Raw genomic sequence first — 13,476 nt, forward strand, 5'->3', positions numbered from 1 at the left:
GGCCCGTCCCTGTCTGCTTGCTATCGAGGTTTCCCTTCCTCCTTCTTCGTGTCCTTGGATCAGCCCAGCAGGCCGTGCAGGATGTTCGTCACGGGTGCCAGGGCACCGCCGGCCGGGCTCTGGTCGAGCAGGCTGGTGATCGGGGTGAGCACGTTGTCGAGCACCGGGGCCACCGTGTGTTCGACGGTGTCCAGCACACCGGTCACGACCGCGGCCACCGGGGCTGCCGGCGTGCCGGCGAGGATGTCGGTCACCGGTTCGACTGCGTTGGTCACGGTTTCGACCACCGTCGAGACCACCGAGCCGGCCGAGCCGTCGAGGATGCTCGTCACCGGTTCCAGGATGCCGGCCACCGGTTCGGCACCACCCGTCAGGCCGCCGAGCAGGCCGCCCACGAGGCCGTCCGCACCGAGCAGGCTGCCGACCAGGCCGTCGTCACCGAGGGCGCCGCCGAGCAGACCGCCTTCGCCGCCGCCGAGCACGCCGCCCAGGAGGCCGCCGTCACCGCCGAGGACCCCACCGAGCAGGCCGTCGTCGCCCAGCACGCCATCGAGCAGGCCGCCGGCGTCGCCACCGGTCACGCCGCCGAGGACGCCACCCAGAAGGCCGTCGTCACCGAGGATGCCGTCGAGCAGGCCACCGGCGTCGCCACCGGTCACACCGCCGAGGACACCGCCCAGCAGGCCGTCGTCGCCGAGGATGCCGTCGAGCAGGCCGCCAGCGTCGCCACCAGTCACACCGCCGAGGACACCGCCCAGCAGGCCGTCGTCGCCGAGGATGCCGTCGAGCAGGCCACCAGCGTCGCCGCCGGTCACGCCGCCGAGGACACCACCGAGCAGGCCGTCGTCGCCGAGGATCCCGCCGAGCAAGCCGCCGTCGCCACCGAGGACGCCGCCCAGGAGGCCGTCATCACCCAGCACGCCGCCGAGCAAGCCGCCGTCGCCACCGAGGACGCCGCCCAGGAGGCCGTCATCACCCAGCACGCCGCCGAGCAGGCCACCGTCACCGCCGAGGACGCCACCCAGAAGGCCGTCATCACCCAGCACGCCGCCGAGCAGGCCACCGTCGCCGCCAAGGACGCCACCCAGGAGGCCGTCGTCACCCAGCACACCGCCGAGCAGACCACCGTCGCCGCCGAGGACGCCGCCCAGGAGGCCGTCATCACCCAGCACGCCACCGAGCAGACCACCGTCGCCGCCGAGCAAGCCACCCAGCAGACCGTCGTCACCCAACACGCCGCCAAGCAGACCACCTTCACCGCCGAGGACGCCACCCAGGAGGCCGTCGTCACCCAGCACGCCACCGAGCAGACCGCCTTCACCGCCGAGCAAGCCGCCCAGCAGGCCGTCGTCACCCAGCACGCCTCCGAGCAGACCACCTTCGCCGCCGAGGACGCCACCCAGGAGGCCGCCCTCGCCGAGCACGCCACCCAGCAGACCGCCTTCACCGCCGAGCAAGCCGCCCAGCAGGCCGTCATCACCCAGCACGCCGCCGAGCAGACCACCGTCGCCGCCGAGGACACCGCCCAGCAGGCCGCCGTCGCCACCCAGCACGCCACCCAGCAGGCCATCGCCGCCGATCAGGTTGGCCACGCCGTCGGTCACGAAGTCGACCTGCGTATCCACCGCGTTCAGCAGGCCGTTCGTCGCGCCGGCGCCGAGCAGCTGGTCGACCACCGGGCTGACCAGGCCGCCCACGCCGTCCGTCACGTCGTCGACGAGGCTGTCGGCCGGGTCGAGCACGTTCGGGTCGTTCGGCGTGAAGCTGGAACCGAGCACCGGGGCCAGCAGGCCGTCGACCGTGTCGGTCAGGCTGTCGGTCAGTTGCGAGACCGGGGCCAGCACGTCGCCCAGGCCGAGGTCGCCGAGCACGCCGTTGTTCAGGCCGTTCACCAGGCCGGCCACCACGCTGTCGGCCGGGTCGAGCAGGGCCGCGCCGGTGCCGGGGGTGCCGCCACCGCCGATGCCGCCGAGCACGCCGCCCAGCAGACCGCCGACGAGGCCTTCTTCACCGAGCAGGCCGCCCACAGGGCCGTCTTCGCCCAGCAGGCCGCCGACCACGCCGTCCGGTCCGAGCAGGCCGCCGACACCGTCGCCGCCGAGCAGGCCACCCAGCGGGCCGTTGTCGCCCAGCAGGCCGCCGAGCAGGCCGTCGTCACCGAGCAGGCCGCCGATGGGGCCGGTGCCGCCGAGCAGACCGCCGACCAGGCCGTTGTCGCCGAGCACGCCGCCCAGCACGCCGTCGCCGCCGAGCAGCCCGCCGATGGGGCCGGCATCGCCGAGCAAACCACCGACCAGGCCGTCGTCACCCAGCAGGCCGCCCAACGGGCCGTCGCTGCCGAGCACACCGCCCAGCAAGCCGTCGTCGCTCAGCAGGCCGCCGATCAGGCCGTCGTTGCCGAGCAGGCCGCCGATGGGGCCGCCTTCGCCGATGACACCGCCGAGCAGGCCGCCCAGCAGGCCGTCGTCGCCGCCAAGCAGACCGCCCAGCGGGCTGTCGGCGAGCAGGCCGGAGATCGCGCCGTCCTGGCCGAGCAGGTTGTCGATGAGGCCACCCTGGCCGAGCAGTTCGCCGGTGAGGCCTTCCGAACCGGCCAGGCCGGCCAGTGCGCCGTCGCCGCCGAGCAGGCCACCCACGAGGCCGTTGTCGCCCAGCAGGCCGCCGATCGCGCCGTCGTCGCCGAGCAGACCGCCCAGCAGGCCCTCTGCACCGAGCAGGCCGCCGGTCAGGTTGCCGAGGGCGCCGTCGCCGAGCAGGCCGCCGACGAGGCCGTCCTCGCCGAGCACGGTGTCGAGCAGGCCACCGACGGCGGTGTCTTCACCCAGCAGGCCGCCGACCAGGCCGTCCGGTGCCAACAGGCCACCGACCAGGCCGTCTTCGGCCAGCACGCCGGCCACGAGGCTGCCTTCGCCGAGCACGTTCTCGAGCAGGCCGCCGAGCGCGCCGTCATCGCCCAGCAGCTGGTCGGTGACGCCGCCCAGGCCGAGGGCGTCGGTGAGGCCGCTGACGATGCCGTTGTCGCCGACGAGGTTCTCGAGCCCGTTGTTGAGCGCGTCGGTCACGTAGTCGACCTGGCCGAGCAGGCCGTCCAGGATGGCACCGGCGGCGCCGGCACCGAGCAGCGGATCGAGCACCGGGCTGAGCGCTTCGCCGAGCGGGTCGGTGATGCTGCCGACGGTGTCGTCGATCGGGTCGAGCTGGTTCGGGTTGTTGGCCTGGAACTCTTCGCCGAGCAGCGGAGCGAGCACGTCGTCGACGACGTCGGTCAGGTCATCCACCACCCCCGCCACCGGGGTCAGCGAGCCACCAAGGCCGAGCGCGTCATCCAGGCCGTCGACCACGCCACCCACGATGCCGTCGGCTGGGTCGAGGAGGTGGTCGGCGTCTGCGTCGGAGTCGGAATCGCTGTCCGAGTCGGAGTCGCTGTCCGAATCCGAATCAGAGTCGCTGTCCGAGTCAGAGTCAGAGTCTGAATCCGAGTCACTGTCCGAGTCGGAATCAGAGTCGCTATCCGAGTCGGAGTCGCTGTCCGAATCCGAGTCAGAGTCCGAATCAGAGTCGCTGTCCGAATCCGAGTCGCTATCGCTATCGCTATCGCTATCGCTATCGCTGTCGGAGTCGCTGTCGGAGTCGCTGTCCGAGTCGGAGTCAGAGTCCGAATCGCTGTCCGAGTCCGAATCGGAATCCGAATCCGAATCCGAATCCGAGTCAGAGTCGCTGTCCGAATCCGAGTCGCTGTCAGAGTCCGAGTCGGAATCCGAGTCCGAGTCCGAGTCCGAGTCCGAATCAGCGTCCGCATCGGACTCACCGCCCGGGCCGCCCACGAACAGCGGGAAGCCGGTGGTGCCACCGTCGCCGCCACCACCGCTCAGTGCAGCACCCAGCGCCGCGGCGCCCAGGGCGCCCAGCGCGAATTCACCGAGGCCGATGCCGCTGCCGGCCGCGGTCTTCTTGGTCACTGCCAGGGCGGCCGCATCGGCGTCGCTGTCCGGCGGGGTCACTTGCAGGTCGCCCGAGGCGACGTCCACATTCACTTGTTCGAGGCCGCCGGGCAGCTTGGTCGAGCCGATGGTCGCATCGGTGCCGCCGGTGAAGACGCCGGCCAGCGGCGCCTTGTTGGAGGCCGATCCGGGGAACAGCACGTTGGCCTGGCCGCCGTCCGGCACGATCACGCGGTCGCCGGCCATCAGGGTCTGATTGCCGTCCACCGGAATGCGGACACCCTCGCGCATCACTGCAACGCCGGGCGTAGCATTGGACAATGTGCCCACGCTGGGCGACGCCACGGCCGCAGGCGCGGCGGAGGCGCCGGCGCTGATGCCCGGCGTGCCGAGCGGCGTGACGGTGGCTTGGGCGAGAACCACGGGCGCGCCAGTGGCGGCGAGCCCTTCGGTCGAAACGGTCGATGCTTGTGGAGCGGTCATGGCAGCCTCTGTGACAAAAGATGCATCTACAGGGGCAACTTGCGTGCCGCTTTTCCGCCGCCGTGCCAACGCCGCGCCATCGGCGCCTCAAGTGATTGATTTGTATGGATATTTTTCTGAAAACCGCGCAACGCACCGACCTCCGAAACAGCCCGTAAGGAGGTCAATTCGCGATTCGTTACGTAACGATGTAACGCCTCGTACCCGGAACGCCGGGCGTGTCGCGCGCACTTTCCACAGCCCTGGCGCCCGCGCCGCGCCACCCGCGTTTTCTCTTTCCTTCTTCTCTCTTCTATATATGTTCAATCCCTCCCAGGAAGACGTGCGCCGCTTCTTCTGCGACGTGTACGCCAAGCACCGGCAGGGCCTGCCGATGGAGCCGCTGGAGACCATCGCGGCCGGCTGGATCGACGAGCACCCCGAGTACCACGAGGACCTGATCGACGCCGACGCGGCCGTGGCGCGGGTCTACGACGGATCGAACGGCCGCGAGAACCCGTTCCTGCATCTGTCGATGCACCTGTCGATCAGCGAGCAGTGCTCCATCGACCAGCCGCGCGGCATCCGCCAGGCCGTCGAGCTGCTGGCCGCGCGCCGCGGCTCGCTGCTGCATGCGCACCACGAGGCGATGGATTGCCTGGGCCAGATGATGTGGGAGAGCCAGCGCGCGGGGCGCCCACCGGATGGCGATGGCTACGTCGCCTGCGTGCAGCGCCGCGCCACGAAGGACTGACGAACCGTCAGCCGGTCGCGCGCGGCGTTCCTTTTCGCGCCGGCAACGCGCCCTGCGCTTTCGCCGCTTCGCGCAGCAGCCCCGCCATCGCGGCGCGCAGCGGCGACGGCTCGGCCTCGCTGCGCTGCAGGAGGCCGACCGGCTCCTCGGTGCCGGTGGTGTCAATCGGCAGGCGCACCAGGCGGCCATCGGCCAGCTCGCTGCGCGCGGCGCCCAGCGGCGTGATCCACACCGCGTCCGACACCGCCACCAGCGCGCGTGCCACCGCCACGTCGAGCGTCTGCAGGGCATTGCGCGGCAGCGCCAGGCCGCGCGCCGACAGGAAGCTCTCGGTGTTGTGGCGCGGGATCGTGCCCTCGCCGTACACCACCAGCGGATAGTCGAGCACCGCCTGCACCGGCGCCGGCTTGAGCGCGAGCGGATGGTCGGCGCGCACGGCGAACACCAGCGGCTCGGTGTGCAGCAGCTCGAAGCTCAGGCCGCCCATGAGACGCGGATCGCTCATGCGGCCGACCACGAGATCGAGCTCGCCGGCGCGCAGCTCGTCGAGCAGCACGGCGTTGGCCGCGCTCTTCACCAGGATCTGCACCGCCGGCCAGCCCTCGCGCAGCCGCGCCAGCGCCACCGGCAGCAGCGCGGGCGCCACGCTGGGCAAGGCGCCGATGCGCAGGCGCTCGATGCGCCCGCCCGCGGCCGGCGCCACGGCCTGGGCGCTGGCGTCCATCGCTTCGAGCACGCGCAGGGCGTGGGCCAGCAGCTGTTCGCCGGCCGGCGTGAGGCCCTGCACGCCGCGGCGGCCGGCCTGGCTGCGCTCCACCAGCCGGGTGCCGACCACGGCCTCGAGCTCCGACAGCGTCTTGGACACCGCCGGCTGGCTCAGCGCCAGCCGCTCGGCCGCGCGCGCCAGGTGGCGCTCCTGCGCGACCGCGACAAAGGCGCGCAGGTGCCGCAGCTGCACGTTGCGCACGAAATCCTGGCGAAGCTCGGCGGGAGACTTTTTCAATGCCTTCTGGTTATTGAAACTGGAACAATCTTCAATTTACATCATTGATCGCGACTTCTACAGTGCGGGCTTCGGATTCGTCCCACGACAGGAGACAACGTACATGACCAAGACCAGCGGCGTTCAGCCCACCCTCACCCCGCGCGACTGGGACGCCCACCCCAGCTACATCTACCCCGGCTACAAGTCGACCGGCAAGCGCGGCCCGCAGAAGCCGCTCATTCCGCTGAAGGCCTCGCTCGGCGAGCTGCAGCAACCGGTGTACGGCCACGACAGCATCGGCGAGTTCGACCACGACCTCACGCGCAACGCGCGCGTCAACGGCGAGCCGCTGGGCGAACGCATGATCCTCACCGGCCAGGTGCTCGACGAGCGCCGCCGCCCGGTGGCCAACACGCTGGTCGAGCTGTGGCAGGCGAATGCCTCGGGCCGCTACGTGCACAAGGTCGACCAGCACGACGCCCCGCTGGACCCCAACTTCCTGGGCGCGGGCCGCTGCCTGACCGACAGCGAAGGCCGCTACCGCTTCCTCACCATCAAGCCCGGCGCGTATCCCTGGGGCAACCACCCCAACGCCTGGCGCCCGCAGCACATCCACCTGTCGCTGTTCGGCCAGAGCTTCGCCAGCCGCCTCGTGACGCAGATGTACTTCCCCGGCGACCCGCTGCTGCAGTACGACCCGATGGTCACCGGCACGCCCGAGCGCTACCGCAACCGCCTCATTGCCGACTTCAGCCTCGACATCACCGAGGAAGGCTACGCCCTGGGCTACCAGTTCGACATGGTGCTACGCGGCGCCGATGAAACGCCGTTCGAGAACCGCTGAAAGGAATTCCCCATGCCATTGATGACCGCACAGGAAGCCGACTTCGGCCAGACCCCCTCGCAGACCGTGGGCCCCTACTTCGCCTATGGCCTCACCGCCACGCAGTACGGCTACAACTTCAACCAGCCCTTCGACGCCGTGCTGGCGCTGGACACCGCCAGCGGCCAGCGCATCCGCCTCGAAGGCCGCGTGATCGACGGCGACGGCAACCCGATCAACGACGCGCTGGTCGAGATCAGCCAGCCCGACGGTGAAGGCCGCTACCCGCAAACGCCCGACGAGGCACGCGCCCTGGGCTTTCGCGCCTTCGGCCGCGTGGGCACGGGCACCGACGCGCAGAACCGCTTCGTGTTCCACACCGTCAAGCCCGGCGCCGAAACGCCCGGCGAAGCCCCGCACATCAACGTGATCGTGCTCATGCGCGGCCTGCTGCTGCATGCCTTCACGCGCGTGTACTTCAGCGACGAGGCCGAGGCCAATGCGAAGGACGCCGTGCTGCAGAGCGTGCCGGCCGATCGCCGCCACACGCTGATCGCCGAGCGCGTGGAACAAGGCGGCGCGGTGACGTACCGCTTCGACATCCGCATGCAGGGCGCGGACGAGACGGCCTTCTTCGACGTCTGACCCCCGGGAAAATCCGGACGAAAAAAAGCCCGCATCAGCGGGCTTTTTCTTTGGAGCACCAGTCTTGCGGACTGGCCTGGCTCACTGAGGCGCGTGATGCAGGCGCGATTCAGGCACGACCTTCAGTTCGCCGGGCAGCGTGCTGATGTGGGTGGCCAGCGTCTTCAGCTCGGCGTTGGTGAACTTCTTGGGTTCGACCTGTGCGGCCATCACGGCGTTCGAGCGGCCCAGGTGGGGGTTGTTCTTCACGCGGTACGACTTCAGCGCCACGAACAGGTAGTCGGCGTGCTGGCCGGCCAGCTTGGGCACGGTGCCGTCGTTCGGCGTGTTGAAGTTGGCGCCGTGGCACTTGGTGCAGCTGTTGTCCTTGTCGCGCGCGATGAGCGCCTGGACGTTCTCGGACGCGGCCTTGGCCGGTGCTGCCGGAGGCGCGTCGCCTTCCTTCACGCCCAACTGGCTGTAGTAGGCCGAGAGGTCGGCGATGTCCTGTTCGGTGAGGCTGTCGGCGATGGCACGCATCGTCGGGTGCTTGCGGTCACCGCCCTTGTATGCGGTGAGCGCGGCCGAGATGTAGGTGGCGCTCTGGCCCGCGATCATCGGGACCTTGTGGATCTCGGGGAAGCTCGCCTGGTAGCCGATGATGCCGTGGCAACCCACGCACATCTGGACCTTCTTGGCTCCGTCCTGGGCCTTGCCAGTGACTTGTTGGGCTTGGGCCGAGACCGTCACGCAAGCGACAGCAAGGGCAAACATCGTGGTCAACAACTTGTTCATTTTGCGCGCACAATCTCGTGGAGATACAGTTTTTCGAATCAACATTCGATTATATGCAAGGGTCCCACGGGAACCTCGCGCGGGCTGCACAAGAGACTGCGCAATGCAGATCGAGTGTGTTCTTTTCTCCACCCTGCCTCCGCTCCACTCATGAAATTCAAGGGCTCAGACAACTACGTCGCCACTCAGGACCTGATGCTGGCGGTCAATGCGGCCATCACACTCCAGCGCCCCCTGCTCGTCAAGGGCGAGCCCGGCACCGGCAAGACCATGCTGGCCGAGGAAGTGGCGCAAGCGCTCGACATGCCGCTGCTGCAGTGGCACATCAAGTCGACCACCAAGGCGCAACAGGGCCTGTATGAATACGACGCCGTGAGCCGCCTGCGCGACTCGCAACTCGCCGATGTGGACGGCGGCCAGCGCGTCAAGGACATCCAGAACTACATCGTCAAGGGCGTGCTGTGGCAGGCCTTCACGGCCGACAAGCCGGTCGCGCTGCTGATCGACGAGATCGACAAGGCCGACATCGAATTCCCGAACGACCTGCTGCGCGAAATCGACCGCATGGAGTTCTACTGCTACGAGACGCGCGAACTCATCCGCGCCAAGCACCGTCCGCTGGTGTTCATCACCTCGAACAACGAGAAGGAACTGCCCGACGCCTTCCTGCGCCGCTGCTTCTTCCACTACATCAAGTTCCCCGATGCCGAGACGATGAAGCACATCGTCGCCGTGCACTTCCCGAACCTGAAGCAGGAGCTGCTCACGTCGGCGATGAAGACCTTCTACGACGTGCGCAACCTGCCCGGCCTGAAGAAGAAGCCCTCGACCTCCGAGCTGCTCGACTGGCTCAAGCTGCTCGTGGCCGAGGACATTCCGCTCGAAGCCCTGCAGAGCAAGGACGACAAGGTCGCCGTGCCGCCGCTGGTGGGCGCGCTGCTCAAGAACGAGCAGGACGTGACCCTGTTCGAGAAGCTCGTCTTCATGCAACGCAACAACCGCTAGGCCATGAGCCGGCAACCGCATTCCACCAGGCAGCTGATGAAGCTGGGCATCGCCCAGGCGGTGCTGTTCGTGGTGGGCGCGCTGATCGGGCGCGGGATCGGGCTCTTGCTCGGGCTCGACGCCTTCGGCACCGACAGCAAGTACGGCACGCGCGAGATCGTCGGCATTGCGCTGATCGGCCTGGGCGGCGGCGCCGGTGCGCAGGCCGCGCGCGCGTGGTACGTGCACAAGTACGGCGACCCGCGCGGCTGAGCCCCAGATCCATCGAGACCCGCACGGAGACACGGAGAGTTTGCACATGGCGTTCGTCGAACCCGTCACGCTGAAGGCCCGCGGCCTCGCGCTGGTGCCGCTGGCACTCACCCACGAAGACGGCCTGCGCACCGCGGCCGCCGATGGCGCGCTGTGGAAGCTGCGCGTCACCTCCGTGCCCGAGCCGCAGGACACGCGCGCCTACATCGAGACCGCCCTGAAGACGGCCGACCGCTTCGCCTTCGCCGTCACCGACGAAGCCAGCGGCACCGTGCTGGGCAGCACGAGCTTTCACGACATCCTGCCGGGCGTGAAGCGCGTCGAGATCGGCTACACCTGGTACGCCGAGCGCTGCCAGCGCACCCACGTCAACACCACCTGCAAGCTCCTGATGCTCACGCACGCATTCGACACGCTGGGTTGCAACGTGGTGGGCTGGCGCACCGACAACTTCAACTTCGCCTCGCAGCGCGCCATCGAGCGCCTGGGCGCGAAGAAAGACGGCGTGATCCGCGGCCACGTGATGCGCCGCGACGGCACCATCCGCGACACCGTCATGTACAGCCTGCGCGCGGGCGAATGGCCCGAGGTGAAGGCCCAGCTGCTGTACCTGCTCGACAAGCCGCGCGGCTGAACGAAACACAAGGAGCGCTCCATGCTCATCGACTTCTTCTACACCCTGCGTTCGGCCAAGCTGCCGGTGTCGGTCAAGGAATACCTCACGCTGCTCGAGGCGCTCAAGTCCGACGTGGTGGGCCCGAACTCCGACGGTGCCTACGGCATCGACGACTTCTACTACCTCTCGCGCACCGCGCTCGTGAAGGACGAGAAGCACTACGACAAGTTCGACCGCGCCTTCGCCGCCTACTTCAAGGGCGTCGAGATGCTCACCGACTTCACCAAGGAAGTGCCGCTCGACTGGCTCAAGAAGACGCTGGAGCGCGAGTTCACGGCCGAAGAGAAAGCCAAGATCGAGAAGATGGGCTGGGACGAGCTCATGGAAACGCTCAAGAAGCGCTTCGAGGAGCAGAAAGAGCGCCACGAAGGCGGCAGCAAGTGGATCGGCACCGGCGGCACCTCGCCCTTCGGCAACGGCGGCTACAACCCGCAAGGCATCCGCATCGGCGGCGCCGGCAAGAACCGCAGTGCCGTGAAGGTGTGGGACCAGCGCGCCTACAAGGACTACGACGACACGCAGGAACTGGGCACGCGCAACATCAAGGTCGCGCTGCGCCGGCTGCGCAAGTTCGCGCGCGAAGGCCACGAGGAAGAGCTCGACCTGGACAACACCATCCACTCGACCGCCGCCAACGCCGGCTACCTCGACATCAAGATGCGGCCCGAGCGCCACAACAACGTCAAGGTGCTGCTGCTGATGGACGTGGGCGGCACGATGGACGAGCACATCCAGCGCGTCGAAGAACTGTTCTCGGCCGTGAAGACCGAGTTCAAGCACCTGGAGTTCTACTACTTCCACAACTGCGTCTACGACTTCATGTGGAAGAACAACAAGCGCCGCTTCTCCGAGAAGTTCGCGACCTGGGACATCCTGCGCAAGTACAACAAAGACTACAAGCTGATCTTCGTGGGCGACGCCACGATGAGTCCTTACGAAATCTTGCAACCTGGCGGCAGCGTCGAATACAACAACGAAGAGGCCGGCGCCGAATGGATCCAGCGCCTCACGCACACCTTCCCCAAGTTCGCCTGGATCAACCCCGAGCCCCAGGGCGTGTGGCAGTACCGCCAGAGCATCGCGGTGATGCAGCAGCTCATGTCCAACCGCATGTACCCGCTCACGTTGCGCGGCCTCGAAGAGGCGATGCGCATGCTGTCCAAGTAACCCGCGGCCCCGCACAAGTGGGGGGCATCGCCCGCACGTGTGCTGTCAGAATGCCCCCATGGTCAGGGTGGCATCCGTTCTTTCGCCGGCGTTGTGGCCGGCTTTGCTTTTTTCCGGCGTCCTGCTTTTGCAAGGCTGCAGCCTGCTGCCTAAAAAAGAGGCGGCGGACACCGGTGCGTCCACCGCGGGCGTGGTGCGCAGCGGCGACAGCAACGGAGACACCGCCAAGGACGACGACAAGGCCAAGGCCGACGGCCGGCGCAACGCCTTCACCGTCGACGTGCGCGGCCCCGAAACCGAGCGCGACTACCTCGCGCGCCACCTCGAAATCCAGCGCTACCGCGAGCTCGACGACCTGGGCGTGACCGAGGTCTCGCGCCTCATGGTCGCGGCCGAGGCCAATGCGCGCGAACTGCTGGGCACGCTGGGCTACTTCACGCCCACGCTCACGCTCGAACTCAACGAGACGCCCGACAGCACCGAGGCCCCGCGCGAGGTCGTCATCACCGTGGCGCCCGGCGAGCGCACGAAAGTGTCGACGGTGCAGATCCGCTACGCCGGCCAGATCGCCAACGACCCCAGCGCCGAAGCCCAGCGCGACGCCATCCGCACCGGCTGGGCGCTGCGCGCCGGCGAGCCCTTCACGCAAGGCGCCTGGGACGACGCCAAGACCACCGCGCTGCGCAGCCTCACGGCCAGGCGCTTTCCCACCGGCAGCGTGGAAATCAGCCGCGCCGAGATCGATGCCGACCGCCACGAGGCCCGCCTCGGCGTGACCTACCAGTCGGGCCCGGCCTACAAGTTCGGCCCGCTGGTGCTGCGCGGCGTGGAGCGCTACGACGCCGACGCCGCGCGCCGCATCGCGCGCCTGCCCACCGGCACCGACTACGACCAGCAGAAGCTGCTCGACGCCCAGCAACGCCTGGCCAGCAGCGGCTACTACGACTCGGTGTTCCTCACGCTCGACACCGACAGCCACACGCCGCTGGCCGCACCCGTGATCGCCCAGCTGCGCGAAGCGCCGCTGCAGAAGGTCGTGATGGGCGTGGGCTTCACCACCGACAACGGCCCGCGCCTGTCGATCGACCACACCCACAACCGCATGCCGCTGCTCGGCTGGCGCGCGGTGTCGCGGCTCTCGCTGGACAACGACATCCAGTCGCTGGGCACCGAGTGGAACGCCGTGCCCGACGACCGCGGCTGGCGCTGGTTCGCCGGCGGCGAACTCAAGAGCGAGCAGTCGGGCAGCTACGTGGTCGACAGCGGCCGGCTGCGCGGCGGGCGCAACAAGTCCAGCGACCACATCGACCGCAGCTACTTCCTGCAGTACGACTACGCCCACAACCGCGGCACCGACGCGCCGCCCTCGGCCTCGGCCGTCACCGCCAACTGGGGCTGGACCGGGCGCTACTTCGACGACAACTCGGCGCCCTCGCGCGGCTACGGCCTGGCGCTCGAAGTGGCCGCGGGCTACACGCTCACCGGCCAGCAGGTGCCCTTCACGCGCACCTACGCGCGCTGGCTCGGCGTGCTGCCGCTGGGCGCGGCCGACGACAGGAACGCCCGCGCGCGCCGCAGCCGGCTGCAGATGCGGCTCGAAGCCGGCGCCGTCGCGGCCAAGGACAGCGCGCAGATCCCGTCCACGCTGATGTTCCTCACCGGCGGCGACACCACCGTGCGCGGCTACAGCTACAAGCAGATCGGCACCGTGCGCGCCGACGGCAAGACCGTGGCGGGCCGCTACCTCGGCGTGGCCAGCCTCGAGTGGCAGCGCCCCTTCGTCTACAAGGACAAGCTCACCGAATGGGAGAGCGTGGTGTTCGTGGATGCCGGCGCCGTGGCCGACAAGCCCGGCGAACTCAAGCCCAAGGTCGGCGTGGGCGTCGGTGCGCGCTGGCGCAGCCCGGTCGGCCCGGTGCAGGCCGACCTGGCCTACGGCGTCGACTCGAAGAAATTCCGCCTGCATTTCCGCCTCGGCTTCACCTTCTGACC

General features: G+C 68.8%; 11 protein-coding genes. 8 read left to right on the top strand and 3 right to left on the bottom strand.

Annotated elements, in window-relative coordinates:
• Positions 1-59: 59 nt before the first annotated feature.
• Positions 60-4,424, bottom strand: coding sequence for a hypothetical protein (locus AC07O4_RS21140; RefSeq protein WP_495305565.1), 4,365 nt, complete (start codon positions 4,422-4,424; stop codon positions 60-62).
• Between the two features lie 298 nt (positions 4,425-4,722).
• Between AC07O4_RS21140 and AC07O4_RS21145 the strand changes: the two genes are divergently transcribed.
• Positions 4,723-5,157, top strand: coding sequence for a DUF1841 family protein (locus tag AC07O4_RS21145; protein ID WP_062482964.1), 435 nt, complete (start codon positions 4,723-4,725; stop codon positions 5,155-5,157).
• Positions 5,158-5,164: 7 nt separating this feature from the next.
• On the opposite strand, the gene AC07O4_RS21150 is transcribed toward AC07O4_RS21145, so the two are convergent.
• Positions 5,165-6,160: a LysR substrate-binding domain-containing protein gene (locus tag AC07O4_RS21150; RefSeq protein WP_495305566.1), complete on the bottom strand. Its 996-nt coding sequence runs from the start codon at positions 6,158-6,160 to the stop codon at positions 5,165-5,167.
• Positions 6,161-6,263: 103 nt separating this feature from the next.
• Here AC07O4_RS21150 and pcaH point away from each other — a divergent pair, with 103 nt between their 5' ends.
• Positions 6,264-6,986, top strand: a complete 723-nt coding sequence (pcaH, locus tag AC07O4_RS21155; RefSeq protein ID WP_062482599.1) for a protocatechuate 3,4-dioxygenase subunit beta — start codon at positions 6,264-6,266, stop codon at positions 6,984-6,986.
• Between the two features lie 12 nt (positions 6,987-6,998).
• Positions 6,999-7,610, top strand: a complete 612-nt coding sequence (gene pcaG / locus AC07O4_RS21160) for a protocatechuate 3,4-dioxygenase subunit alpha (RefSeq protein ID WP_159279303.1) — start codon at positions 6,999-7,001, stop codon at positions 7,608-7,610.
• Positions 7,611-7,691: 81 nt separating this feature from the next.
• Here the strand turns inward: pcaG and AC07O4_RS21165 are convergent, their stop codons facing one another.
• A complete protein-coding gene (locus tag AC07O4_RS21165) occupies positions 7,692-8,384 on the bottom strand; it encodes a c-type cytochrome (RefSeq protein ID WP_495305567.1) in 693 nt (230 codons plus the stop codon).
• 150 nt (positions 8,385-8,534) lie between these two features.
• Here AC07O4_RS21165 and AC07O4_RS21170 point away from each other — a divergent pair, with 150 nt between their 5' ends.
• From AC07O4_RS21170 to AC07O4_RS21190, 5 genes are read left to right on the top strand one after another with little or no spacing between them, the layout of a single operon-like run.
• Positions 8,535-9,389, top strand: coding sequence for an AAA family ATPase (locus tag AC07O4_RS21170; RefSeq protein ID WP_070062691.1), 855 nt, complete (start codon positions 8,535-8,537; stop codon positions 9,387-9,389).
• Positions 9,390-9,392: 3 nt separating this feature from the next.
• Complete coding sequence (locus tag AC07O4_RS21175) at positions 9,393-9,641, top strand: hypothetical protein (protein ID WP_159279304.1); 249 nt, start codon at positions 9,393-9,395, stop codon at positions 9,639-9,641.
• Between the two features lie 46 nt (positions 9,642-9,687).
• Positions 9,688-10,275, top strand: a complete 588-nt coding sequence (locus AC07O4_RS21180) for a GNAT family N-acetyltransferase (RefSeq protein WP_495305568.1) — start codon at positions 9,688-9,690, stop codon at positions 10,273-10,275.
• A 21-nt stretch (positions 10,276-10,296) separates the two neighbouring features.
• Positions 10,297-11,484, top strand: coding sequence for a vWA domain-containing protein (locus AC07O4_RS21185; protein WP_062482585.1), 1,188 nt, complete (start codon positions 10,297-10,299; stop codon positions 11,482-11,484).
• Between the two features lie 58 nt (positions 11,485-11,542).
• Positions 11,543-13,474, top strand: a complete 1,932-nt coding sequence (locus AC07O4_RS21190) for an autotransporter assembly complex protein TamA (RefSeq protein WP_495305569.1) — start codon at positions 11,543-11,545, stop codon at positions 13,472-13,474.
• Positions 13,475-13,476: the final 2 nt, after the last annotated feature.

The sequence above is a fragment of the Variovorax sp. GW821-FHT09D04 genome (assembly GCF_059416405.1).

Bases quoted from the DNA above. Each gene is read 5' to 3' on its own strand.
- AC07O4_RS21140 (WP_495305565.1), bottom strand. From the start codon at position 4,424: ATGACCGCTCCACAAGCATCGACCGTTTCGACCGAAGGGCTCGCCGCC.
- AC07O4_RS21145 (WP_062482964.1), top strand. From the start codon at position 4,723: ATGTTCAATCCCTCCCAGGAAGACGTGCGCCGCTTCTTCTGCGACGTG.
- pcaH (WP_062482599.1), top strand. From the start codon at position 6,264: ATGACCAAGACCAGCGGCGTTCAGCCCACCCTCACCCCGCGCGACTGG.
- pcaG (WP_159279303.1), top strand. From the start codon at position 6,999: ATGCCATTGATGACCGCACAGGAAGCCGACTTCGGCCAGACCCCCTCG.
- AC07O4_RS21165 (WP_495305567.1), bottom strand. From the start codon at position 8,384: ATGAACAAGTTGTTGACCACGATGTTTGCCCTTGCTGTCGCTTGCGTG.
- AC07O4_RS21170 (WP_070062691.1), top strand. From the start codon at position 8,535: ATGAAATTCAAGGGCTCAGACAACTACGTCGCCACTCAGGACCTGATG.
- AC07O4_RS21175 (WP_159279304.1), top strand. From the start codon at position 9,393: ATGAGCCGGCAACCGCATTCCACCAGGCAGCTGATGAAGCTGGGCATC.
- AC07O4_RS21180 (WP_495305568.1), top strand. From the start codon at position 9,688: ATGGCGTTCGTCGAACCCGTCACGCTGAAGGCCCGCGGCCTCGCGCTG.
- AC07O4_RS21185 (WP_062482585.1), top strand. From the start codon at position 10,297: ATGCTCATCGACTTCTTCTACACCCTGCGTTCGGCCAAGCTGCCGGTG.
- AC07O4_RS21190 (WP_495305569.1), top strand. From the start codon at position 11,543: ATGGTCAGGGTGGCATCCGTTCTTTCGCCGGCGTTGTGGCCGGCTTTG.